Origin of the sequence: Bacillus sp. FJAT-22090 (genome assembly GCF_007676755.1) — a bacterium.
Taxonomy (GTDB): domain Bacteria; phylum Bacillota; class Bacilli; order Bacillales_A; family Planococcaceae; genus Psychrobacillus.
Window position 1 is genome coordinate 481,397 of record NZ_VEBK01000001.1, and the last position, 23,927, is coordinate 505,323.

At 36.2% G+C, this 23,927-nt stretch carries 21 protein-coding genes; 9 read left to right on the forward strand and 12 right to left on the reverse strand.

Going from position 1 to position 23,927, the window contains the following annotated elements:
• Positions 1 to 170: 170 nt before the first annotated feature.
• From FS486_RS02265 to FS486_RS02290, 6 genes are all read right to left on the reverse strand, one after another.
• Complete coding sequence (locus FS486_RS02265) at positions 171 to 1,811, reverse strand: acyl-CoA dehydrogenase family protein (RefSeq protein WP_144509629.1); 1,641 nt, start codon at positions 1,809 to 1,811, stop codon at positions 171 to 173.
• A gap of 510 nt (positions 1,812 to 2,321) precedes the next feature.
• Entirely contained in the window at positions 2,322 to 3,395 is a 1,074-nt protein-coding gene (locus tag FS486_RS02270; protein WP_144509630.1) for a hypothetical protein, read from the reverse strand.
• A 245-nt stretch (positions 3,396 to 3,640) separates the two neighbouring features.
• Complete coding sequence (locus FS486_RS02275; protein WP_144509631.1) at positions 3,641 to 4,795, reverse strand: aminotransferase class I/II-fold pyridoxal phosphate-dependent enzyme; 1,155 nt, start codon at positions 4,793 to 4,795, stop codon at positions 3,641 to 3,643.
• A 197-nt stretch (positions 4,796 to 4,992) separates the two neighbouring features.
• Complete coding sequence (locus FS486_RS02280; protein ID WP_144509632.1) at positions 4,993 to 5,421, reverse strand: VOC family protein; 429 nt, start codon at positions 5,419 to 5,421, stop codon at positions 4,993 to 4,995.
• A gap of 147 nt (positions 5,422 to 5,568) precedes the next feature.
• Complete coding sequence (gene guaC / locus FS486_RS02285) at positions 5,569 to 6,552, reverse strand: GMP reductase (protein WP_144509633.1); 984 nt, start codon at positions 6,550 to 6,552, stop codon at positions 5,569 to 5,571.
• A gap of 158 nt (positions 6,553 to 6,710) precedes the next feature.
• The gene (locus FS486_RS02290) at positions 6,711 to 7,085 is read right to left on the reverse strand and encodes a hypothetical protein (protein ID WP_144509634.1); all 375 of its coding nucleotides are present in this window, start codon (positions 7,083 to 7,085) and stop codon (positions 6,711 to 6,713) included.
• A 116-nt stretch (positions 7,086 to 7,201) separates the two neighbouring features.
• Between FS486_RS02290 and FS486_RS02295 the strand changes: the two genes are divergently transcribed.
• A complete protein-coding gene (locus FS486_RS02295; protein ID WP_144509635.1) occupies positions 7,202 to 9,187 on the forward strand; it encodes a thioredoxin domain-containing protein in 1,986 nt (661 codons plus the stop codon).
• A 26-nt stretch (positions 9,188 to 9,213) separates the two neighbouring features.
• Here FS486_RS02295 and FS486_RS19915 read toward each other — a convergent pair whose 3' ends face one another.
• On the reverse strand, positions 9,214 to 9,372 hold the full coding sequence (locus FS486_RS19915) for a hypothetical protein (protein ID WP_186321296.1): 159 nt from the start codon (positions 9,370 to 9,372) through the stop codon (positions 9,214 to 9,216).
• A gap of 252 nt (positions 9,373 to 9,624) precedes the next feature.
• Here FS486_RS19915 and FS486_RS19920 point away from each other — a divergent pair, with 252 nt between their 5' ends.
• From FS486_RS19920 to FS486_RS02320, 6 genes are all read left to right on the forward strand, one after another.
• The gene (locus tag FS486_RS19920; protein WP_186321297.1) at positions 9,625 to 9,777 is read left to right on the forward strand and encodes a hypothetical protein; all 153 of its coding nucleotides are present in this window, start codon (positions 9,625 to 9,627) and stop codon (positions 9,775 to 9,777) included.
• A 159-nt stretch (positions 9,778 to 9,936) separates the two neighbouring features.
• Positions 9,937 to 10,797 (forward strand): MurR/RpiR family transcriptional regulator, encoded by an 861-nt coding sequence (locus FS486_RS02300; protein WP_260857994.1) that lies wholly within the window; start codon positions 9,937 to 9,939, stop codon positions 10,795 to 10,797.
• Positions 10,794 to 11,939 carry a M20 peptidase aminoacylase family protein gene (locus FS486_RS02305; protein WP_144509636.1) on the forward strand — a complete coding sequence of 382 codons (1,146 nt, stop codon included), beginning with the start codon at positions 10,794 to 10,796 and terminating at the stop codon, positions 11,937 to 11,939. The genes FS486_RS02300 and FS486_RS02305 overlap by 4 nt, the downstream gene beginning before the upstream one ends.
• Positions 11,926 to 12,750 carry a GNAT family N-acetyltransferase gene (locus FS486_RS02310; RefSeq protein ID WP_144509637.1) on the forward strand — a complete coding sequence of 275 codons (825 nt, stop codon included), beginning with the start codon at positions 11,926 to 11,928 and terminating at the stop codon, positions 12,748 to 12,750. The genes FS486_RS02305 and FS486_RS02310 overlap by 14 nt, the downstream gene beginning before the upstream one ends.
• Before the next feature lies 1 nt (position 12,751).
• Positions 12,752 to 13,861: an o-succinylbenzoate synthase gene (gene menC / locus FS486_RS02315; protein ID WP_144509638.1), complete on the forward strand. Its 1,110-nt coding sequence runs from the start codon at positions 12,752 to 12,754 to the stop codon at positions 13,859 to 13,861.
• An 83-nt stretch (positions 13,862 to 13,944) separates the two neighbouring features.
• Positions 13,945 to 14,994, forward strand: coding sequence for a YkvI family membrane protein (locus FS486_RS02320; RefSeq protein WP_144509639.1), 1,050 nt, complete (start codon positions 13,945 to 13,947; stop codon positions 14,992 to 14,994).
• 69 nt (positions 14,995 to 15,063) lie between these two features.
• Here FS486_RS02320 and FS486_RS02325 read toward each other — a convergent pair whose 3' ends face one another.
• Complete coding sequence (locus tag FS486_RS02325) at positions 15,064 to 17,382, reverse strand: 5'-nucleotidase C-terminal domain-containing protein (RefSeq protein ID WP_186321298.1); 2,319 nt, start codon at positions 17,380 to 17,382, stop codon at positions 15,064 to 15,066.
• A 246-nt stretch (positions 17,383 to 17,628) separates the two neighbouring features.
• On the opposite strand from FS486_RS02325, the gene FS486_RS02330 reads away from it, so the two are divergent.
• Positions 17,629 to 18,606 carry a proline dehydrogenase family protein gene (locus FS486_RS02330; RefSeq protein ID WP_144509640.1) on the forward strand — a complete coding sequence of 326 codons (978 nt, stop codon included), beginning with the start codon at positions 17,629 to 17,631 and terminating at the stop codon, positions 18,604 to 18,606.
• A gap of 357 nt (positions 18,607 to 18,963) precedes the next feature.
• Here the strand turns inward: FS486_RS02330 and FS486_RS02335 are convergent, their stop codons facing one another.
• From FS486_RS02335 to FS486_RS02345, 3 genes are all read right to left on the reverse strand, one after another.
• Entirely contained in the window at positions 18,964 to 20,037 is a 1,074-nt protein-coding gene (locus FS486_RS02335) for a hypothetical protein (RefSeq protein WP_144509641.1), read from the reverse strand.
• A gap of 126 nt (positions 20,038 to 20,163) precedes the next feature.
• Positions 20,164 to 21,504: a sensor histidine kinase gene (locus FS486_RS02340; RefSeq protein WP_144509642.1), complete on the reverse strand. Its 1,341-nt coding sequence runs from the start codon at positions 21,502 to 21,504 to the stop codon at positions 20,164 to 20,166.
• Positions 21,494 to 22,204 carry a response regulator transcription factor gene (locus FS486_RS02345; protein ID WP_144509643.1) on the reverse strand — a complete coding sequence of 237 codons (711 nt, stop codon included), beginning with the start codon at positions 22,202 to 22,204 and terminating at the stop codon, positions 21,494 to 21,496. Before FS486_RS02345 ends, FS486_RS02340 begins: the two co-directional genes overlap by 11 nt.
• Positions 22,205 to 22,458: 254 nt before the next feature.
• On the opposite strand from FS486_RS02345, the gene FS486_RS02350 reads away from it, so the two are divergent.
• Positions 22,459 to 23,058: a transposase gene (locus FS486_RS02350; RefSeq protein ID WP_186321299.1), complete on the forward strand. Its 600-nt coding sequence runs from the start codon at positions 22,459 to 22,461 to the stop codon at positions 23,056 to 23,058.
• Between the two features lie 15 nt (positions 23,059 to 23,073).
• Here FS486_RS02350 and FS486_RS02355 read toward each other — a convergent pair whose 3' ends face one another.
• On the reverse strand, positions 23,074 to 23,901 hold the full coding sequence (locus FS486_RS02355) for a gamma-glutamyl-gamma-aminobutyrate hydrolase family protein (protein WP_144509645.1): 828 nt from the start codon (positions 23,899 to 23,901) through the stop codon (positions 23,074 to 23,076).
• Between the last annotated feature and the right edge of the window lie 26 nt (positions 23,902 to 23,927).

A 23,927-nucleotide genomic window follows, 5' to 3' on the forward strand; every position in this document is an offset into this window, starting at 1 on the left:
ATTAAGACTAATTGCAATAGTATTTTTTTATACTTATTACCATCCATCATCTTATAAATTTGTAATCTCGGTATAGAAACACTCCTAGAAAGCTATTTATAAGCCCAACCTTTTGTAATTTCATATAAAAATCCAGTGAATGTATTATTCACTGGATTTTCCTATACCTTTTAACTGTGCTCTTCTCGAAACCACTCACATGTTTTCATTGGATCTCCGACTTTCCGCAATGACCAAGTTTCTTCTATAAAAATAGTGCTCAGTAAACCAATTTGTGGCTTACACTCTATTTCTACAGCAATGACACTCTCATAAACGCGAGCCATCTTTTTGGCTAGACCTTTCGCTTCGAATGTTTGCAAATCTTCATCGAGTCCTGCAAAAGTTTTTAGCTCTTCTTTTAATTCAGCTAGTTTAGACGCAACGATTGCTAATAACTTAGAGTTTTCACACTGTGCTAGGCGATTTTCCAAATGCTTTACAAATATTTTGTGAATTTCGAATTTATTCACTAAACGCACTAGCTCTAATGCTAATATATTCGCCGTGCCTTCCCAAACGGTTAACACTTGCGCATCTCGAAGCAGACGTGGTGTTACAAAGTCTTCAATATAACCATTTCCGCCATGCATTTCAATTGCCTCATGCGCAAAGTGAATCGCTTGCTCTGCAGTTTCTTTTTTCATTAAGGCAATACATAGTCGATTTAATAGGATTTCTTCCTTTGAGGCAGCTCCACTAACAACTCGGTCGTATAAATCGATCAAATCGAATGTAGCATATAACTCGATTTCTAATTTCGCACGTAAACGCCCAAGAGAATCTTGAACCATTGGAAATCTGTTCAGCCTACTTCCAAATGCAGTTCGCTTCTCTGCATAAGCAAATGCTTCATTATAAGCACGACGCATAATTCCGAGTGAAGCAACTGTGTTGCAAATTCTAGATAGATTAAGTGCCTCCAGCATATATTTTAATCCATTCGTTGGATCACCTACGACATAAGCAAGAGCCCCATCAAATTCTACTTCTCCGCTAGGTACAGCCCGCACACCCAGCTTATCCTTTAACCGTCGAATTTTAACTCCATTTAATGTCCCTTCTTGAGTTCTCCACGGTACGGCAAACAAAGTAAGCCCTTTAGAACCACTTAGGGCATCCTCTTTTCTAGCCAGTACCATGGCAACACCAGCCATCCCCGCATTCGAAGCAAAATACTTTTCTCCAAATAAACGATAATGCTCTCCATCCGCAATTGCCTTTACAACGTTTGCACCTACATCGGAGCCACCTTGTCGTTCCGTTAAAAATGTTGCCCCCTCATACAGTTCTAAATCTCCCGTCGCCGCAACATGGGGTAAAAATTTTTCCCTCACTTCCTTATTCGCATAATGTTCTAGAAGAAAACTAGTTGCCATCGTCAACGTTACAGGACAATAAAAACCTGGCTCTGCTTGGGACAATACATACCCTTGTGCAAAACTATATACATAGTTTCCTTTATGACCTAGCTCAGGAATATCCTTATGCAAGTAACCGACTATTCCTGTTTCATACGTTTCCCTCACCGTCTTTTTGTATCCTTCATTTACCCAAACTAATGATTGATCATCGCCAAACTTATCATATTTTATTAGATTTGGTTCTCCTACTCGATCAGTATGACGGGCGCGTTCATCTATTTCATTGGCAACAAGCTGCCCAAACTTAATAAGTTCTTTTTCCGCATATGCTTGAAACTTTGTATCTAGCTTTGTTTTTAGAATATCCTGTAGCGATTCATCATGGCTATAAAAGTTTTGACGTTTCACTTTAACTTGCCCCCTTCTTTAATAATTACTTTCATATATTTTTCGATCCATTACTCAAGAGTGCTTTTTTGTTCAAACAGTCTTGGATTTCATAGCTAGCCCGTTAGAAATGTTTTAATTCATTCGAATTGTTTGGGAAACTTCCTGTTAAAAAAACTTTTACAGTTTCTCCCTATCTTCTTGTGTAACTCCCACTATAGAACCATTTTTTAACTTTCCAGAAAAAAGCGCGTGTAATTTTTCCATTTCTTCTTTCATTTCCTGTAACTCTTTTACTTTCTCTTCTATATGCTTTTCACAGATCCCCACCCCTTTAGGATTCTAATTTCAGCTTATCATTAACGTAAACTTCAACAGAAAAATTTGCAAGACCTTTTCGAATTAAGTACCTCTCATAACGCTAAACGTGATCAACTGGGCATTGCAAGCAACAATATGTGGATAAAAATGCAATGTAGTTTAATAAATAAGAAAAGACATTAAACGAAATCGTTTAATGTCTCTTTCCCCTCAATAAGAGTCGTATATATCAACATATTTCCATTCATTGTTTTCTTTTTTCAATAAGTAGACAATCGTTACAGTCTCAGAATCGTTGCCTTCTGTTATGGTTTCCGTCACTTCCACATACGCATACCCATCAATAATTGAATAGACATTCATGTCTAGTAATTCGTACTTTACATCTACTTGATCAAACATAGCTCGAAGGTCTTCTTTTAAATATTCATAGTCTGGATACTCTGAGCTATATAGATTGAATACTGCTTCTACGTTTTCACTATTAAACAATTCATTTGTTTTTACAAAGAACTGGTTCAATTCTTTTTCCTGTTCTATAAAACTAGCATCTTTTCGGATAACTTCGCTATATAAATCAAATAAGCTATAATATATGTCATCATCTGCAATAAGGTCCAATGAATTAAATAATTCATTGACTTGTTTTTCTACTTGGGCCGCACTTGCCTTTTGGGCTATAAGCGTATTTAATTTTCCCAAAGCATTATTGGCAGTAATTGTATATTTTACCTCGTCTAATAACAATTCTGCAGGAGCTTTATATTTGGATAAAAAAGCATCTCTTGTAGATTTCCCGTATACTTTGTAGAGCAGCTTTGCTTGTTTTCTAATCTCTGCAGATAATTCATGATATGTTTTTTCTGTAGATTCAGCTAGTGGATTTTCAGAATATAATTGCTGAAACTTCTCAGTTAAATTAGCAATTTTATTGCCAGAAGTAACTGCATCAATATACCCCATTGTTCGCGTATAATGAACCCCAACATTGTCTTCTAATCTTTTTTCTAGCTTCTGCTTATCAGTTCCATTCAATTGAGTGATTTCTTTTTGAGCCTGAAAATATGCAGATTTTGTAGCATTAAATGTTTTCAAATCAGGCGTTTTTATTTCCTTAGTTTTCTCATAAGAAATTTGCCATTTAAGCGTTCCTGCATATGTCTCGGCTGTTTTAAGTAATGACTCAGCATTTCCTATAGAAGCAGCAGAAACAGATGAATATGGTATCAAAACTGCCGAACTAAAAATCCCTAAAGCTAATGAACACGAAATAATTTTTTTCATAGTATTCTCCATTCGACTCACTATCGTAAGCCTATTTTTATAATAAAAAGGTTATTCAAATAATTCTATTTTAGTTTAAAGAAAAATAGAACGCAATCTTTTTCGAAATTTAACGTAGTGCTAGAGCTACGAAAAAGCTAATCAGTATGTTCTCTTTCTTTAAAAAGGCTAATATACTCCCATAAAATGACTAAACGAGAGCAACCAAAAAAGACACTAAACGTGAAATTTAGTGTCATCCAATTTTAAAGAGATTGTATAAAAGCTTCTAATCGATTTAAGCCTTCTGCGAGAACTGGCATCGAGTATGCATAGGAAATACGAATATATCCCTCGCCATATGGAGTAAAGGCATTTCCTGGAACAACTGCAACCCCGCCTTCTTGCAATAATTTTGTCGCAAAATCGAACGAATTCATCCCATAGTCTTTTATGGAAGGAAAAATATAAAACGCACCGTTTGGCTTTACAACAGGGAAACCTATTTCAACTAATCGGCGATACACAAAGTCTCGTCTCTTTACATATTCTACATTCATATCTGCTGGTGTATCTTTTGCATTTGTTAAAGCTTCGATCGCCGCATATTGAGCTGGGAGCGAAGCACAAATTGTATTAAATGCATGCACTTTCACCACATGTTGCATCACTTCAGCTGGCCCCATTAAAAAACCAATACGCCATCCTGTCATGGAATGAGATTTGGATAATCCATGGATATAAAACAATTTATCTCTTATTTCATGATAAGAAGCAAAGGATACATGCTTACCATTAAAGGAGTTTTCACTGTAAATTTCATCTGTTAGTATGAACAGGTCTTTCTCTGCTATCACTTCAATTAAGTTATCTATCGTTTCTTTGGATAGAACAACTCCTGTTGGGTTAGAAGGATTATTAAAAAATACTGCTTTTGTTTTTTCGTTTATTAGCTCCGCTAGTTTTTCCGCAGAAGGTTGAAAATTCGTTTCCGTTGTATCTAGGTAAACAACCTTTGCGCCGCATAATTCGATAACTGGTACATAGCCTGAATAGTTAGGGGCCGGTAAGATGACCTCATCCCCTTCTTCTAAAATCGTTCGAAAAACAGCATCAATTGCTTCTGACGCTCCATTTGTAATAATAATTTCATCTTGGGGATCATAAGAAAAGCCGTATTTATTTGTAAAAAAATCGTTGACTACTTCTCGGAGTTTAAGAATTCCTGCATTATGAGAATAGCCAGTTAAATTTTGATTGATCGCTTGTATTCCCGCCACTTTCACGGAGCTTGGTGTAGGAAAATCCGGTTGACCGATAGTAAGATTAACCGCATCTGGGTAATGCACAAGTTGATTAGAAAACTGTCTTGTTCCTGGTATTTTCAAATTTTCTGCCCGGGGATTTAGTCTTAAGCTCATCGTACTTCTTCCTTTCATCTAAATAATCAGTATATTTACTTTAGTATACGATATAGTCGTATTATTTATATATCATTAATATTTATTTAGCAGAATAGTAGTTGAAAAGGTATATCTCGAAGCACAACTCTTTTAGGAAACAATATTAAAAAACTGTCCAACAAGTCTCCAAGTTGGCCAGCCCTATTATTTCTAAATTATTGTGGCATTTGTTCGCTTTCATGACTTAATTGCCATTCAATACCGAACTTATCCTTTAATGATCCATAGCATTTACTCCAAAATGTTTCTTGGAGCTCCATGCTAACTCTGCCGCCTTCTTTAAGCGCTTCAAAAGCGGAGCGAACTTCTTCTTCATCTTTACTGACAAATGCTAAACTCACATTATTACCTGCGATAAATGGTGAACCGGGAAAAACATCTGAAAACATTACATTGCTCCCGTTTATATTCAGTCGAGTGTGCATAACTAAATCTTTTGCTTCCTCTGGTAAAGTGTAATCAGGACTTTGAGGTGCTTCACCAAAAGTCATTATTTGTGGTTTTTCCGTTTTAAAAACTTTAGCGTAAAACTCCGCAGCCTCGCGACAATTTCCATTAAAATTAAGATAAATATCTACAGCCATTTGACACACTCCTCTAGTTATCAAATTATTCATTCAATAATGAATGTCCATCTTATTGTATCATCTGCTTATAGAAAATAAAATCTATATTACTGGTCTACAACTGAAAAAAGAGCAAGATAGTAATCATCTCGCTCTTCCAACTTATTAATATACTTTGTCTCCGTTAAAAATGGAGTTTTTCACTATAACGTAATCTACATTACGGATTGCTTCTAGCTTATTTCCACCTGCATAAGAAATTGATGACTGAAGATCTTGTTCCATTTCAGTCAGCGTATCTTGTAAAGAACCTTTGTGCTCGACAAACATCTTCTTACCTTCTACATTTTTCTTTTCGCCTTTTTGGAATTCAGAAGCTGAACCGAAATATTCTTTGTAGCGCTTTCCATCTTTTTCAATTGTGTTTCCAGGTGATTCTTCATGACCAGCAAATAATGAACCAACCATGACCATCGAAGCTCCAAAGCGTACTGATTTGGCGATATCACCATGTGTGCGGATTCCACCGTCTGCAATGATTGGTTTACTTGCAGCTTTTGCACACCAACGTAGTGCAGCTAGTTGCCAGCCACCAGTTCCAAATCCAGTTTTAATCTTAGTAATACAAACTTTTCCTGGTCCTATTCCTACTTTGGTTGCGTCAGCCCCGGCATTTTCTAGTTCTCTTACCGCTTCTGGTGTCCCCACATTTCCTGCGATAACAAAACTTTGTGGAAGATGTTTTTTAATATGTTGAACCATTGCAATAACCGCATTAGAATGACCATGCGCAATATCAATCGTAATGAATTCGGGTACTAGTTGTTCAGCTGCCAATTGTTCAATAAATGTGTATTCTTCTTCTTTAACCCCGACACTAATAGATGCGATTAATCTGCGAGATTGCATATCTTTTATAAAAGCTACGCGCTTTTCTGGTTCAAAGCGGTGCATAATATAGAAGTAGCCATTTTCTGCTAGGTAATTAGCAATTTTATCATCAATAATTGTTTGCATATTTGCGGGTACTACAGGCAATTTAAAAGTATGCCCACCTAACGTTACAGTTGTATCACATTCTGATCGGCTATTTACGATACATTTTGCCGGAATTAATTGAATATCCTCATAGTCAAACACATTTTCCATATTATACACTCCCAAATACGAATATTATAGTTTGGAAAAACAAAAATGTTCGTCCATCGGATAATTTACAGCATTTTCACTCATATGTCAAAGGTTTTATAATAATGTAATGAAAATAAGCGCTAAAACAAAAAAACACCCCGCAGGATGCCATTAAATTATTGCTTATTATTCATATTAAAAATTTCTTTATCGTGTTCAGTTACTTTATGTGTAAGATATTTTATTGACTTGTGCAGTTTTTCATCTGATTCTTGTTGTATTTTTACAGTGTGTTCAAACATTTCACCAAGATTTATCACTGTATTTTCAACCGATTCCAATCGTTTTTCAACTATATCAAGACGTTTATCTACTTGTTCAAACTCATGATCTATCACATCAAAACGTTGGTTCATTTCCAGTTGAATTGTATCAACTTTTTTATCTAATGTATCAAACTTCTTATCTAATGTGTCAAACTTTTTATTTATTTCTAATATGGCTATAGTCATCTGTTTTAACATGTCTGTTATCATTTTTTCATTTTCCATTCCGTCTCACTCCTGTGTATGTATTGTAACATGTTAGATGATCTCCGTATAACTGCCGATTATTAACTTCATCTTTAGGGTAAAGTAAATGCAAAGAACAAAAAGTAGGTGAACTCATGTCTCCAAATCGATTGATCAACGAGAAGTCTCCATATTTACTACAGCATGCCTATAATCCTGTTGACTGGTTTCCATGGTGTGAAGAAGCCTTTAAAAGAGCAAACGAGGAAAACAAACCTGTTTTTGTAAGTATCGGATATAGTACATGTCATTGGTGTCATGTTATGGAAAAGGAATCATTTGAAGATCAGCAAGTAGCGAACTTATTGAATGAACATTTCATCTCTATAAAAGTGGACCGTGAAGAACGACCCGATATCGATTCGATTTATATGAATGTGTGTCAAATGCTTACGGGCCAAGGCGGATGGCCACTTCATGTATTTTTGACTGCCGATCAAAAACCTTTTTTTGCCGGCACTTATTTCCCGAAAGAAAGAAAGTACGGAAGTCCCGGTATGCTTGACCTTTTACCTCAACTGTTTGATGCGTACAAGAAAGAAACTGACCGTATTGAAAAAATCAGCGAGCAACTTACCGTAGCCTTGAAAGAGAGTACTAGTTCTTCTGGGAATGCTATCCCGTCTAATATAGCAGATGTTGCGTACAATGAACTTGCAAACCTTTTCGATTCACAATATGGTGGGTTCGGTACTGCCCCTAAGTTCCCTACTGCCGGTCAACTTTTATTTTTGCTTCGCTACTTCCATGCGACTAAAGAGGACAATGCATTGAATATGGTCGAAATAACGCTTGACGGAATTGCTCGCGGGGGAATTTATGATCATATCGGATTTGGTTTTGCTCGCTATTCCACCGATGAAATGTGGCTTGTGCCGCATTTCGAAAAAATGCTTTATGATCAGGCGATGCTTTTGCATGCTTATACAGAAACCTATCAGATCACGAATGTTCCTCAGTATAAAGCAATTGTCTACGATACCATTCAATTTATCGAACGCGAAATGTTACACCCTGAAGGCGGGTTTTATTCAGCCATTGATGCAGATAGTGAAGGCGAGGAAGGAACTTATTATATTTGGTCTTTCGAGGAAATTATCGAAACGCTTGGCCCAGAGGAAGGATTCCTTTTCGCAAAAGCCTTTGACATTACCAAAGAAGGGAATTTTGAAAGTAAAAATATACCGAATCTTATTTACACAGATGCTGGACATTTAGTAGATAAATATGGTATTTCGCTAGATGAACTTGAGGATAAATTAGAAAGGTCCAGGCAAAAGTTATTTGCATTTCGACAAAATCGCGTATCCCCACATGTAGACGATAAAATTTTGACTTCCTGGAATGGATTAACAATCGCGGCACTTGCTAAGGCCGGTGCAACTTTTACTGAACCAAAGTTTATAGACCTAGCGACAACCTGCCTGCAATTTATAGAGCATTATTTGATGAAAGAAGATAAATTGTATGCTCGTTATAGAGATGGTGAGGCCAAGCACCTTGCATATTTAGACGACTATGCCTACCTTTTGTTTGGGATAATAGAATTGCATCAAGCTACCGGTAATGATCAGTATATTGATAAAGCCAAAAATATAGCTCATATATTATTGACACAGTTTGAAGATCTAGAAAATGGCGGATTTTATTTTACAAATAATAATGCCGAAAGGTTACTTGTCCGTGAAAAATCTGCATTAGATAACGCGTATCCTTCCGGTAACGGAATGGCAGCAATGCAGCTTTGGCGACTTTCAAAAATAGCAGGGGACAATGTGTTAGCTGAAAAAGCGGAACAAATCCTTACTGCTTTTGCCGATGATATCACAGCTTATCCAACAGCCGTTCTTTCCCTTTTAAACGTTCATTTAGCCTTTTCCTCAAAAGTAAGAGAGATAAAAATAACAGGTAATCAAGAGGCATATGAAGTTTTATCATTCTTACACACAACATATAGACCTTATGATGTATGGACAATTAATCAAAAAACGTTTGCTCCATTTTCCGTCCAAATATGCCAAAATCACGTTTGTCAAATCCCGCTGAAGAAAATGGCGGATATTATCGAAGAACTATCTTGAAGGAGAAGGCAATTTTTAGGCCTTCTCTATTTAGTTGGCGTATAAATTTGCGTTTCGATTGATTTAATTCGTTCGGCTAATTCCAGTACAGCTTGCATAATCTGATGCTGCTCTTCTTTTGTGATAGTGGAATGCCGCTCCATTTGTTCAACGGAAAGCTCCACTTTTTGTATGCTACGATTCATTACTTTAACTAAGTGTTCTACGGTCAGTTTCCTTCCCCTCCTTTCTCTTATTTCCCATTGTATATACTTTTTAAGTTGATTCAATTGTCAGAATTTATAATAAAATGAGAGAACGGTATTTTCACCCATAATGGTTAGACAAAACTTCTTTTTAAGCATTTTTCATTAACCAAAATAAAATAGTGATTTGAATTAAATATTATTAAGAGTTGTTAGTATAATAGTAGTGAACTAGTTAAGGAGGAGATTTTCATGTACCCAAATCAAATTGATTCTGAAGAAATGGCCATGAGAAAAAATTTAGATGTGATTGCTTCCCTTAATATGATTGATGAAGGAGGACCGGTCTACTATTTAGAACAAGATAATGAAGCCTCTGAAACCAATGCCACAGAACCTAAATAACAATGATTTATTCCCCACATACGTGGGGATTTTTTTGAGGACCAAAATATTACATTGCAAAGAGCAGAATATTATGATAAATTAAACAACAATAAAAAGAAGTAATAACTTCATTTATATTTAAAAATAATGTAAATCCTTCAAAAAGGAGAGTATACTTTGATATTACTAAATCTAATACGCGATAAATACAGTACGATGTCTAAAAGCCAAAGGAAAATAGCAAATTATGTGTTAGATCATCCCAATGAGATCGCTTTATATTCTGCAACAGAATTTGGTTCTAAAATAGGAATTAGTGAAACCACTGTTATCCGCTTCTCCTATTCACTTGGTTTTTCTGGGTTTGCTGAACTTCAAAAATTGGTCCGTGAACAATTTTTTATAAAAGAAAGTAGTTTATCTACATATCAACAGGCAAAGCTAGGTATCCCCAAGGACATAAGCTTTCATAAGCAAGTAATGGAACAGGACCGGGAATCCATCTTAGCCACAATGAATCAAATAGATGAGAACGCCTATAAGGCTGCTATCCAGCATTTATCAAATGCAACTTCTGTATATGTACTTGGACTTCGCTCTTCCTATTCTGCTGCAAATTGGCTTTCCTTTTCTTTAGGACTAGTAAAAGACAATGTCCACTTTATGCGACCGGAAACAGAAGATGTTATACGGACCATTACACAAATGGATGAAAATTCTGTCGTCATCATTATATCTTTCCATCGCTACTTGAAAGAAACCATTCAAATAGCCGAGCTTATACGTAAGCAAAAATCATACATTATAGGAATAAGTGACTCGATGCTCGCACCTATTCATGCGTATAGTGACGTATTATTTCCTATTTATGCAGCTAACAAATCAACTTTAGATGCGGTTTCTCCCCTTTTTTCATTTATGAATGCGATCGTTGCAGGACTAATTGTAGAGCAAAAAGAGGATTTCTTAAAAAGACAATCCATGTATGAGACAATTCCGAGTCATTTTCTATTCGAGGAAGAAGGGAATCCATCATGAAAAAAGAATTGTTTGAAATAAAAACTACAGTGGAAGATGTATTTCAGCATCTTCATGCAAATCCGGAAATTAGTTGGAAGGAATATTCCACTACTAAGTATTTGAAAGACTTTTTAGTTCGTGAAGGATTTCAAGTTTCTACTTTCGAGGATTCTACTGGTTTAGTAGTTACCGTCGGAAGCGGGAAGCCTTGTGTTGGTCTTAGAACTGATATGGACGCACTATGGCAAGAAGTCGATGGTGAATTTAAGGCAAATCATTCCTGCGGTCATGATGCGCATATGACGATGGCTTTAGGTACCTTGCTTTTATTGAAAAAGCTTGGTATTCCAAAACAAGGTACATTAAAAGTATTATTTCAACCAGCGGAAGAAAAAGGTACAGGAGCCCTTTCTTATATTGAAAAAGGATTAGTAGATGATATTGACTATTTATATGGTGTCCATCTTCGTCCTATTCAAGAAGTTGGAAATGGTTTTGCTTCTCCCGCCATTTTACATGGAGCTGCGAAGTTAATTAGCGGGAAGATTCACGGGATTGAAGCACATGGTGCAAGACCACATCTAGGTATCAATGCCATTGAAGTTGGTGCTCAAATCGTGCAAGCCATTCAAGGAATTTACCTAGACCCTATGATGTCCTATTCTGCAAAGCTGACAAGATTTCAAGCAGGCGGCGAATCTGCCAATATCATTCCTGGAAATGCAGAGTTTAGTATTGACGTTCGAGCACAATCAAATACTGCCATGGATGAGTTGATAGTTAAAGTAAATCATGCCATTCAATCGATCGCTGCCTTAAATAATATAAAGATAGATTTTAATATTGAAACAGAAATTGCTGCAGCGGAAGTAGATGCAACGGCTGTAGAGTTTATGAAAGCTGCAATTATTGACACGATTGGACAACACCAGTATGTCCCTCCTATTGTTACACCTGGCGGAGAGGATTTTCACTTTTATACATTAAAAAGGCCTTCTATTAAAGCGACGATGCTAGGTTTGGGATGTGATTTAACCCCTGGTTTACATCATCCGAATATGACTTTTAATCATGACAGTATATTAACTGGTATTGAAATTCTCGCGAAGACCATTATCGGGACTTTTCAAAAAAGGAGTGACGAGAATGCCACAGATTAACATTCGAGTGTTGAAAACAACGGAAGACATGCTCCTAGTACAACAATTAGAAGAAACAATTTGGGGCATGGATGCAATTCCTATCCACCAAACACTTACAGCAGTGAAAAATGGTGGAATCATAATTGGAGCATTTGATGGCGAAAAGTTAGTTGGCTTTTCTTATGGCTTTCCTGGTTTTAAAAACAAGGAAACGTATTTATGCTCCCACATGCTTGGCATTCATCCCGATTATCAAATACAAGGCATCGGAAAAAGATTAAAAGACGAGCAGCTTTTAGTAGCAAAAGACATGGGATATAACTTAATTATTTGGACATTTGATCCTTTAGAAAGCCGCAACGCCTATTTGAATGTCACGAAGCTTTATGGGATAGTCGACACTTACATCGAGAACTGTTACGGCGAAATGACAGGAGGAATAAATGCCGGTTTACCAACTGATCGTTTGCAAGTGGAATGGAGAATTACGAGTGAACGTGTACAAGAAAAATGGATGCCAAAACATATTATTTATGAAAATCTTTTTCAAATTGAGTATCCGAAAGAAGATCTCCCTGTTTTAGTTGAACCAGAATTATTTGCACCATCAGGACAAGGATATGAAGTACCTATACCCAAGCAATTTCAAGCAATGAAAACAGCAAGTCCTGAAATAGCTTTAAATTGGCGTTTGCAAATAAGGAAAGTTATTCAAACGTTATTTTCAAGCGGTTATGCCCTCGTTTCCGTACGTAATACAGACGAACCTGTCAGCTACTATCAGTTCGTTCAAAAATCTATGATACCATTACAAACAAAGGAGAAATAATATGCTTATAAAAGAAATTAATATCCGAAAAATGAACATGACGATGAAATCACCATTTGCAACAAGTTTTGGGACTTTTCAAGATAAAGAATTCCTTCTACTAGAAGTAACAGACGAACTAGGCAATACAGGATGGGGAGAATCTACTGCATTCCACTCTCCTTGGTATAACGAAGAAACATTGGAAACGAATTTACATATGATAAGAGATTTTTTAATTCCGCTTGTATTAGATAGAGAAATTACACATCCCGATGAAGTCAACGAACTGTTTGCTCCTCTTCGCAAAAATAATATGGCAAAAGCAGCTGTTGAAGGTGCTATTTGGGACTTATATGCAAAACGCAATAAACTAACTTTAGCGGAAGCCCTAGGAGGATCAGCTAAAGAAATTGAAGTCGGTATTAGTATTGGCATTCAAAAAAGTACAGAGGATTTAATCGAACTCGTTCGTGGTTACGTTGCAGAAGGATATAAACGAATGAAAGTTAAAATAAAGCCTGGCTTTGATGTGCACGTTATTCAAGCACTTCGGGAGGCTTTCCCTAACGTTCCACTTATGGCAGATGCAAACTCTGCGTATACATTAGAAGATATAGAAGTATTAAAACAATTAGATGAATTTAATTTGACGATGATAGAACAGCCTTTAGCTTCTGATGATATTATTGATCATGCAAAATTGCAAAAAGAATTAAAAACGCCTATCTGTTTAGATGAAAGCATTCATTCTTTAGAAGATGCCCGTAAAGCCATTGAGCTTGGTAGTACTAAAATAATTAATATTAAAATTGGTCGTGTTGGCGGGTTGACCGAATCGAAAAAAATTCATGACTTCTGTATGGAACACGACATTCCAGTATGGTGTGGAGGAATGCTAGAATCTGGGATAGGAAGAGCGCATAACGTAGCGTTAACAACACTTCCGAACTTTATATTACCCGGTGATACTGCAGGTTCTTCGCGCTATTGGGAGGAAGATGTAATTACACCGGAAGTAGTAGCAGAAGATGGGTATATCCAGGTTCCTACAGGTTATGGGATTGGGTATGAACCTAATATAGAAGTAATGAATCGTTACACGGTAGACCAATTCCATTTTAAAGCCTAAATAAATAAGCGCCCTTTCCTCAATAAACTGGGCGCTTCACCTCTATAATTTTCTGAATATTTTAAATATAAGGAGCGCAAATGATGAAAAAGAGCATTCAAATTGGATCTGCTTTCATTGGCATTATTGTAGGAGCAGGATTCGCTTCAGGACAAGAGATTTTACAATTTTTCTCTAGCTTCGGTTACTTAGGTATTGTAGGTTCTGTAATCGCTGCTATTCTTTTTGCTTTCCTTGGCATGAACTTAACACAATTAGGAAGCCGGTTACAAACACAATCTCACAAAGATGTTATATACCATATTTGCGGTCGATATTTAGGTATTTTTGTAGACATTCTTATCACGTTTTTCTTGTTCGGGGTGACCGTTGTTATGTTCTCTGGAGCAGGAGCAATTTTTGAAGAACAATTTGGATTACCAGCATTTGTAGGAAGTCTTTTCATGGCAGTCATAACGATAGCATCAGTTACGCTGAATGTGCAGAAAGTAATTGGTTTGATTAGTGCCATTACCCCATTTTTACTCGTATTGGTTATTTTGATAGCCGGGTATTCATTATTCCATTATGATCCTTCTTCTATTGATATGGATGCAGCTGTAGCTAAAACCTCACCAGCAGCTTCCAACTGGGTTATGGGGGCATTATTATATGTATCTTATAATATTGCAGCAGGAGTTGCGATGATTACTGTTATCGGCGGAACTGTAAAAGACCATAAAGTTGCTGGACGTGGCGGAATTATTGGTGGTCTAGGCTTGGGTTTATTAATCTTATTAATTAATATCTCCATGTTAACACAGCTTGAAAAAGTTGCTGATGTAGCGATGCCAATGATCACTTTATCAAATGAAATACATCCAGTTGTCGGTTTTTTGATGGCAATCGTATTGATTGGTATGATTTATAATACTGCTGTGGCCATGCTTTATGCATTTTCTGCACGTGTCGTGAAACCACAAAAACCCTCTTTTAAAGTGTTTACGGTTCTATTTGGAGTAATAGCTTTTATCGCTAGTTTCCTAGGTTTTGTAAATCTTGTTGGAACTGTCTATCCAATCACAGGATATTTAGGTATCTTGCTAATTGCTGCGATTATTGTGTCTTGGTTTACATATCGAAAAAGAACATAATTATGAATATATAAATGAAAAGAGATTCTTTCGCTATGAAACTAGCAAAAGAATCTCCTTTTTTATCTATTATTTTTTTACGTCTACTATTCTACCTTCAGTTTCATTGTTAATTGTTTTCATCTTTAGAAGTTGCTCTTGAAGGTTTTCCCAATCAGAAAGACCAAGATCCGTTACGCGACCTTCTGCATAAGCTTTTGCAAAAACATCGTAGTCGTCCCCGCCTTTAGCAGTGAAGGCATTTGTCGCAACTACATATTTTTCATCGTCTTTAATATCTACATAAGAACCGTCAGCAGCTTTGTATTTAATCGAAACAACTCGTTGTCCAGATGGTTTAGACGAATCAAATTCAACCTTTGCACCAGACACATGTAAGAACCCACCATTTTCTTTTGGATATGCTTTAAAGCTAATTTCGAAAGCCGCTTTTAACTCCGCACCTGTAACTTCCATCGTTGCTAATGTATTATTGTAAGGAAGAACTGTAATCACATCACCTACAGTGATTGGTCCAGCATCAATTCCAGCGCGGATCCCTCCACCATTTTGAAGTGCCATCACTACTTTATCGTTAAATGTTTTTGCTTTTTCTAACATTCCGTCTGTAATAATATTTCCTAGAACCGTTTCATTTTTACGTGCGCTTGGTTTCGTATCATCGCCATTTGTACGTGGCAATTCAAGTGCCGTTTCTGTAACAACCCCAATTTCTTCGTTGCTAATTAATGTAACTCTTTCTTTGTATTTTTTTAGTACGTCAACTGCTACTGGATCTTCTTTTTGATCTTTAATAGGAATTAATGCACCATTATGTCCAATGATTTTTCCGTCTTTATCAAACTGAACATCTAGTGTGCCTAGAAAGTCACTGTTAGTACCTGCTTGTACTATAACTGTTGGATCTTTCTTTGCACCATCTTTGTCTTTATCTACCACTACCGGTTTTTTAAGTTCAGTATGGCTATGTCCACCTACAATTACATCAATTCCACTCACTGCAGCTGCCAATAAAAGATCATTGTCATATTCTGCGTTATCATCGTATCCAATATGGCTAACAGCCACTACTTTATTGACACCTTGTTTTTCGAACTCATCTACCATTGTTTGAGCCGCTTTTATATAGTCCGTGAATGTAACATCATTCGGGCTAGAAATACCTGCAGTTTCCGCAGTAGTCAGTCCAAAAAGACCAATTTTCTGTCCGTCTACTTCTTTAATAATTCCACTATAGATTTGTCCGTCCTTAGGATCTGTAGAGACATTTACGTTAAATAATCCTTTTAGGTTAACGTCTTTTGAGAAATCTACATTCGAGCTAACGAATGGGAACTTAGACTTTTCGATGAATTCTTTTAACGCTTTATGTCCTTCTGGACTTGAACCAAGGTCGAATTCATGGTTCCCAAATGTCATGACATCATAATCCATTAAATTCATAAGTTCAACATCTGCTTGTCCTTTGAATTCATTAAAATAGAGGGTACCAGTGGCTACATCTCCAGCATCTATCAATAATGCAGATGGTTTTTCAGCTCTCACTTCTTTAATTGCCGTTAGGCGTTTTGGCGCTTGTTCTGTTTTCGCATGTGTATCATTTATGTGCATGATCGATAAAGAAAAGTCCACATCTGTTACTGGAGCTGCTAGCTTTTCTAAGTATGCTTTAAGTTCCTTGATCGCAGGAAGAGTTGATTCGCTTGGCAATTTTTCTAATAAAGGAAGTGTTGCTTCAACAATTGCCATTGCCTCTTCTTTTTTACCTTCCGCATAAAGCGCAGATGCTTCGTTTGCTTTCATGTAAATTGTTACTGGTACTTTAAGTGCATCTCTTTTTTGATTTGCAGGTGCTTTATATTGAGCTAGTAATAGATCACGAGAAGCTTTACCTGTAAAACGATATAAGATAGCCGTTCTTGTATTTAATTGTGCTGATAATTTGTGATACGCTGTTTCAATTGCAGCCCAATCTTTATTAGCTATTGCTTGATCTAGTTCTTTCATGATTGGATCCAAATATTTGTCTGCATAGTTATATGCATCAATATAAGGAACTAGGCCTTTAGTTACTCTTTCATTGTATAACGAATCTAAATTTTTAAGAAGTAAGTCTTTGTTCTTAGCATCCGATTTTACGATTGCGTCTTTTGCTTTTTGGTAGTTAGCTTTAGCAGTGTTTAATGCTGCATATAAATCAGCACTTGCAGCCAGTTTACCTGATTGTGCAGGTGCTATATAAGAATATGATGCATTTTTAATATCTTTTCGTGCGTTATCCACTACTTCTTGTAGTGAACTATTTGCGAATGAAACACTTGATGCAGAAAATAATGATGTCGCGATTACTGCAGCAACAGCTGACTTTTTAATCTTACTATTTTTCATGTCCTACCTCCTAGTGAATGTTGGAATAAATAAATTATTGTAGTGATTTATGCTTATTTACTCACTATTTCCAAGTTAACTCAAAATCTATAAAACTGCAAGACAATATTCAGATTATTAAAAGTAAATAATAAGTAAACTTTTCGCTAAAATAGAGGAAATTACGACATATTCTCCTTTTGAAAATACTTACCCTCTGAATTTTGTGGTATAATATTTTATTATATAGAGATGGGAGCATCACTTATGTTAAAAGATATCTTTATCGCTTTATCAGAGAACCAAGTACTAAACGGAGCAGCAAAAAAATATGGTTTAAAAATGGGTGCACAACATGTCGTTGCTGGAACAAACATTGCAGAAACAATCGAGAGCATTAAGAAATTAAATGCAATGGGTATCTCATGTACAGTTGATAATTTAGGTGAATTTGTTTTCAAAAGAGAAGAAGCGATAGAAGCTAAGGAGCAAATCATTGCTGTTATTGAGGCAATCGAAGAAAACCAAGTAGATGCACATATTTCCTTGAAACCATCACAACTTGGATTGGATATCGATTATGAGTTTGCATTAGAAAACTTAAAAGAAATCGTTGCTATTGCACATAAATATGGCACATTTATCAATATCGATATGGAATCACATAAACACTTGCAACCATCATTCGATATATTGGACGAGCTTTCTAAAGACTATGATAATGTTGGAACTGTTATCCAAGCATACTTTTTCCGTGCTGCTGAGGACATTCAAAAGTATAAAAACTTCCGTCTTCGTATCGTAAAAGGTGCATATAAAGAACCTGCAGAATATGCATACCAAACAAAAGAAGAAATTGATCAAAATTATGTTGAATTAATCGAATGGCACTTACTAAACGGTAAATTCACATCTATCGCGACACATGATCATAACGTGATTAACCATATTAAACAATTTATCAAAGATAATAATATTCCGAATGATAAATTCGAATTCCAAATGCTATACGGATTCCGTACAGATATGCAACAACAACTTGCAAACGAAGGCTATAACTTCTGCACATACGTACCATTTGGAAGTGACTGGTACGGCTATTTCATGCGTCGTCTTGCAGAACGTCCACAAAATATGAACCTTGTTGTAAAACAAGTATTCAATAAAAAAACAAATACATTAATAGGTATTGGTGCGGCAGCATTCGCACTTGGACGTTTAACTAAAAAAACAAAGCATAAATAAGAAAAAGCGAGAAGTGAATCATTCACTTCTCGCTTTTTTATCAATTATTTGGAAAGCTGATTTCAGCATTCAATAACGATAAAAAAACACCTCATTCTACGGGGATGGTAGAATGAGGTGTTTTTCGTCCTTGTTATCGCTCAAGAACACTATTTATATCGCCGTAACTGTATTGCCTTCGTTTCGTTCGCTTCGTTTTATCGCTGTGTAAAAAATTCCCCTATTATGCTTAGTTGGTTGAACTCGCTTCCTTCAAACTTGTTCATCAACTTTAAATACTATTCATTTGTTATTTTTAATAATATAGGAACAATATGAGAATACCCGTAGAGTTTTATTAGAATTTGATGAGAAATTCTATTCCCATGTTACTGAAAGTATCTTCCCAGAAATTGCATGGACTTGAATTGTTGCTTTTGTTTTCTTTTCCTTTGTACTTTCTTTTGAATCACTTTCAGATACTATTCCTTTCATAACGATTAAATAGTAGCCTCCTTCATTTGTTTTCACAAATGAACTATTTTCTACAGTACCTTTTTGTTGCTGTTGAGCTTTTTTAATAGCCTGTTCTTCTGTGATCAATATTGTCGTCGATTTTTCTGGCTTTGTTTCTACCTCTGTTTTTTTAGTATCGGATTGTATAGTGATTGTTTGAGAAACTTGCGTCTGTGCTTCGTCCGTTTTTGTTTCTTCCGTTTTGGAAGTTTCTGTTTTAGCAGAATCTGTCTTAGTCGACTCTGATTTATTAGCCTCTGGCGTTTCTTCCGTTTTTGTATTCTCTTCTTTTGGCGTTTCTGTTTTTGCCTCTTCTTGCTTGCTTGTCTCAGGTTTCAATGTTTCTTTACTAACTTCTTTACTAGGCTTTTCTTCCACAACTTTTTCTTCCGCTTTAGAAGTGGCAGATTTTAATGATTTCTTGGCAGTATTATCAGTAGGTTTAGATGTTTCAACCCCTTCCTCTTTTGTTGAAGAACGCGGCTGTTTTTCGCTAATAATTATTTTTGTCGGATTTTTAACTATCTTAGTTTTGAGATTATCCTTTGCTTCCTCCGATTTCTCTTCCAATATCGGTTGTTTCTCCGTTTTAGAAGATTGGTCAGGAATAAATTCCAAAGGTCCCTCGGATATATCAGTATCTTTTTTAAGAATATAATTGTCCGATTGTTTAAGCGAATTAACTTCACCTGAAATTGAATCCATCTCTACTTCATATACACTTCCACTTTTCGTAATGAGTGCTTCGTAAATGTCTTGTTCCATCTTCACACTTGCTACTTCTACATCGTACATCTGCTCAAGTTGGGTGCGCACTTCCATTTCTGACATCGACTGATGATTCGTTCGAGTAATATTCAACAAAAAAACAATCGTTACACCTACGAGAATCACTGAAATAATCGATAGAAATCGTTTTAGCTTAGAAAATTTCATTCACGCTTTCCCTCCTCATTCCTATCTTAATGGACAAACATTAAAAAATGATGAGAATTGGAGGGTTTTTACGCATTTAAAGAGTTGATAAAATTTTATTGACTTGAAAGTTTACAATCTAAAATACTACATAGGAATAATTATATGGATCGTTGTCCCAAAACCAACCGTGCTTTCGATTTTCAACTCTGCCGCGAGTCTTTCTGCTATATCTTTCGCAATAGCCATTCCAAGACCTGTTCCTCCTGTTTTTCTGTTTCTATCTTCATCCACTCTATAAAAGCGATCAAAGATATGCTCTAAATCTTTTTTCGGAATACCGTTTCCATAATCCAAAATTGAAATGGTTACTCCCTTTTCATCTTTCGAAATTGTAGTTTTAATCTCTTTTTCACTATATTTACGTGCATTATCTAAAATAATGAAGAGCAATTGCCTTAATTGTTCTATATCTGTGTTTGCATAGATCGGCCCTTCACCAGTTAATAAAAATTTGCGATTATAGGCAGTGCGCATAGATTGTAATGTCATCTTCACTAAATCATATACATCTATTTTTTCAAAATGTCGCATATTTTGTTCATTACTTTTAGCAAGCAATAACATTTGAGCAATCATTTCTTTCATTCTACTCGTTTCATTTACGATAGCATGAACAGATTCCTCGGCAACAGAGGTGTTGCTAAAGCCATGTCTCGATAGTAATTTTGCATAGCTTTCAATTACTGTTAGTGGCGTCTTTAACTCATGCGAAGCATCTGAAACAAATTGTTCTTGTTTTTTATAGTTTTGCTCTAATTGTCCCATCATTTCGTTAAAAGCAATGCCCATCTTTGCCATTTCATCTTTTCTATTCGGTGAAACTGCAATTTTTTCATATTTTCCCGATAATCTGCTTTGTGACATTGTTCTGATGAGCTTATTGATTGGTCTCGTAATTATTTTTCCGAGTATCACACTGGATATAGCCATAAGTAACATTCCGGCTATTGTTACCCCTAGTAATATGAGTCGTAAAAAATCTAAACTTTTTTCTACATCTACTAAAATTTTCATGGTCTGAACTTCCGCAACCTTACCATCAACCCAGATGACTGGTTTGCTTATAGTTAAAATTGGCGTACCTTCAAAAGCTCCAACTGCATACCGCTCCCCTTCTTCCCATTTGGGTGAAAAGTCAGTTACTCCATCTACTGTTTGGACAGCCAATTTCAATTCTCCAGGTCCTTCCATCACGCGAATGCCTCCATTTAACGGAATATAAGTACGCAGAATGGTTGCAGCATCATCTTCTTTAGACATCTTACTTAATGCAGTAATCAGCTCGTCCACTTCTGTATTAAGTTGTTTATATTCTGTATCAAAGGCCATTCTTTCAAATAGTATGTAAACACCTATATTCATCAAACTTAAAATGACGAGCGTTAAGAAGGTAGAAAAAAGATGGATCTTTGTTTTAAGTTTCATCGTTTTTCTTCTCCTTCAGTACATATCCGACCCCCCGTACTGTTTGAATAAGGGAAGACTTTTGATTTTCCTCTAATTTTTTTCGGACATAGCGTATGTAAACATCCACCACATTTGTATCACCATAATAGTCGAAGCCCCATACTGCATCCAATAACTGCTCTCTTGTCAACACTTGGTTTGGATGTTTCATCATATAAAGTAGCAAATCATATTCACGTGGTGTCAAATTGATTGCTTCTCCACCATTCGTTATTTCCCGCGTACGCTCGTTCAATATAAGAGAGCAAAAACTATGTACATTCTCATCGAGAATAGGATTTACCGGGGAAGACTTTGAAAAACGAATGGCAGTACGAACACGGGCAAGTAATTCCTCAATCTCAAATGGCTTCGTCACATAATCATTCGCACCTAAATCTAAGCCAGTGACCTTGTCTTCTGTATCACTTTTAGCGGTCAATAAGATGACGGGTGTGTCGGACTCAGTTGCTCGAATACGGCGAAGCACATCCAACCCGTTTAACCCCGGCAACATTAAATCGAGCAACACGATATCCCATGATTTCTCCCGATATTTTATCAACCCATCAGTACCCGTATAAGCAATTTCGACAGCATATCCCTCGAATTCTAGCTCTAGCTGTAAAACACGTGCGATATTTTGCTCATCTTCAATGATCAGTACATGCTCCTTCATCCAACCCCTCCTCTTTCTCAACCTTTTTCCCCATTTTATCACACAATACTACGTCAGTAGAATTACTGCTAAACGAGGTAAGGAAATGTTCTGTTATAAATTTTATTTTGGTTATGTTTTTGAGGACGGAATTAGTTTTTAGTGTGATTACCTGCTTGAAAATGAAATTGTTGTGGAAAAGGACAAATTATGACAATTGTTGTTTTTATCATTTTAAGGTATGGTGTAGTCAAAACGTTGGGGGTGTTATTCTAATGGGAAGAATGAGAAGAATTTGGCAGCCAGAAATCTTTTACCATGTAACGATGCGAGGAAACAATCGACAAAATATTTTTTTAGAGGATGGAGACTTTGCATTATTTTTTCGAGCGTTGCATTATACACATGAAAAGTATCCATTTACAATAATCGCTTATTGTATTATGAATAATCATTACCACTTACTTATTCGCTCATCTACTGCACCGCTTTCAAAAGTGATGGTTCTGATTAACAAACGCTATTCTGAGTATTTCAAAAGGAAGCATAACTATTTTGGACAGCTTTATGAAACTCGTTTTTTTGCAAGCATGGCTTCTGATCCAATAAGTCTGTTGAATATTAGTAGTTATATTCATCAAAATCCAATAAGAACTGCTACAGCCAAGATACACAAAATGGAAGATTATCGTTATAGCTCGTACCAATACTATGCCTATCAAGCAAAATCACCACACTCTTTTATAAACACACGGCTATTACCTACCATTATTCATAAGCATCCAGAAATAATAGCGGAAAATTATTGTAGCTATTGTGAAAACTTTCGCTTGGAAGAAGAAAAATCCCCTTTTAGTCAATTTAGTTTGACATAAAAGAGGGTTCCATTATTAGGCAATTGTTTCATCACTATTGATAAGTGTAAGATTACCGTTAGCTATTTTACATTGTTCCACAAAAACATTAAAAATCGGGCGGATAGATGCAACTGGGCCTTCCATCATTTCGGGATGCCATTGAACTGCCACAACAAAGCGTCCTCCTGTTTCCCATTCTATGCCTTCAATAATTCCATCAGGAGCGGTCATTGTCGCTCTAAAACCTTGCCCTAGTTTTTTAACCGCTTGATGATGGAAGCTGTTAACGCCAAGCTCGTCCGTTTGATACATTTGATAGAGAAATGATTCTTTTTCAATGTTTACTTTATGAAACGCATGGTGTCGCAAGGCTTTGTTTACAGAATGATTGATTCCTTCTGGTTTTTCGGAATGTAGATCTTGATATAGTGTTCCTCCTGTGGCTACTGTAAGTAACTGCATTCCTCTACATATGCCCAGCACAGGTACATTCATTTCATATAAAACCTTTTGCGCTAGCTTTATTTCATGTAAATCACGTCTAGGCTCTATTAACCCTAAACCGAATTTAGGATACTCCCCATAATAATTTGGATCAATATCCGATCCCCCTGAAAATAATATACCATCTAACTTTTGCAAAAGTGGAGTCAATGTTTCTAGATCCTCTGTAATTGGTAAAATAACTGGTACACCGCCGGCTCGCTCTATAGCCGTAATATAATCGTCAGCAAGTAATTGCCACTCCTGATTTTTTGCACCTATTCCAACGGCCATTCCTACCGCATCGTCGGATAAATAGTTTGCACATATGCCAATAAGTGGTTTCATTTTCCTATCCCCGTTTCCTTCATTCTCCATAAAAAATCGTCGCTCCTAGTTTTAAT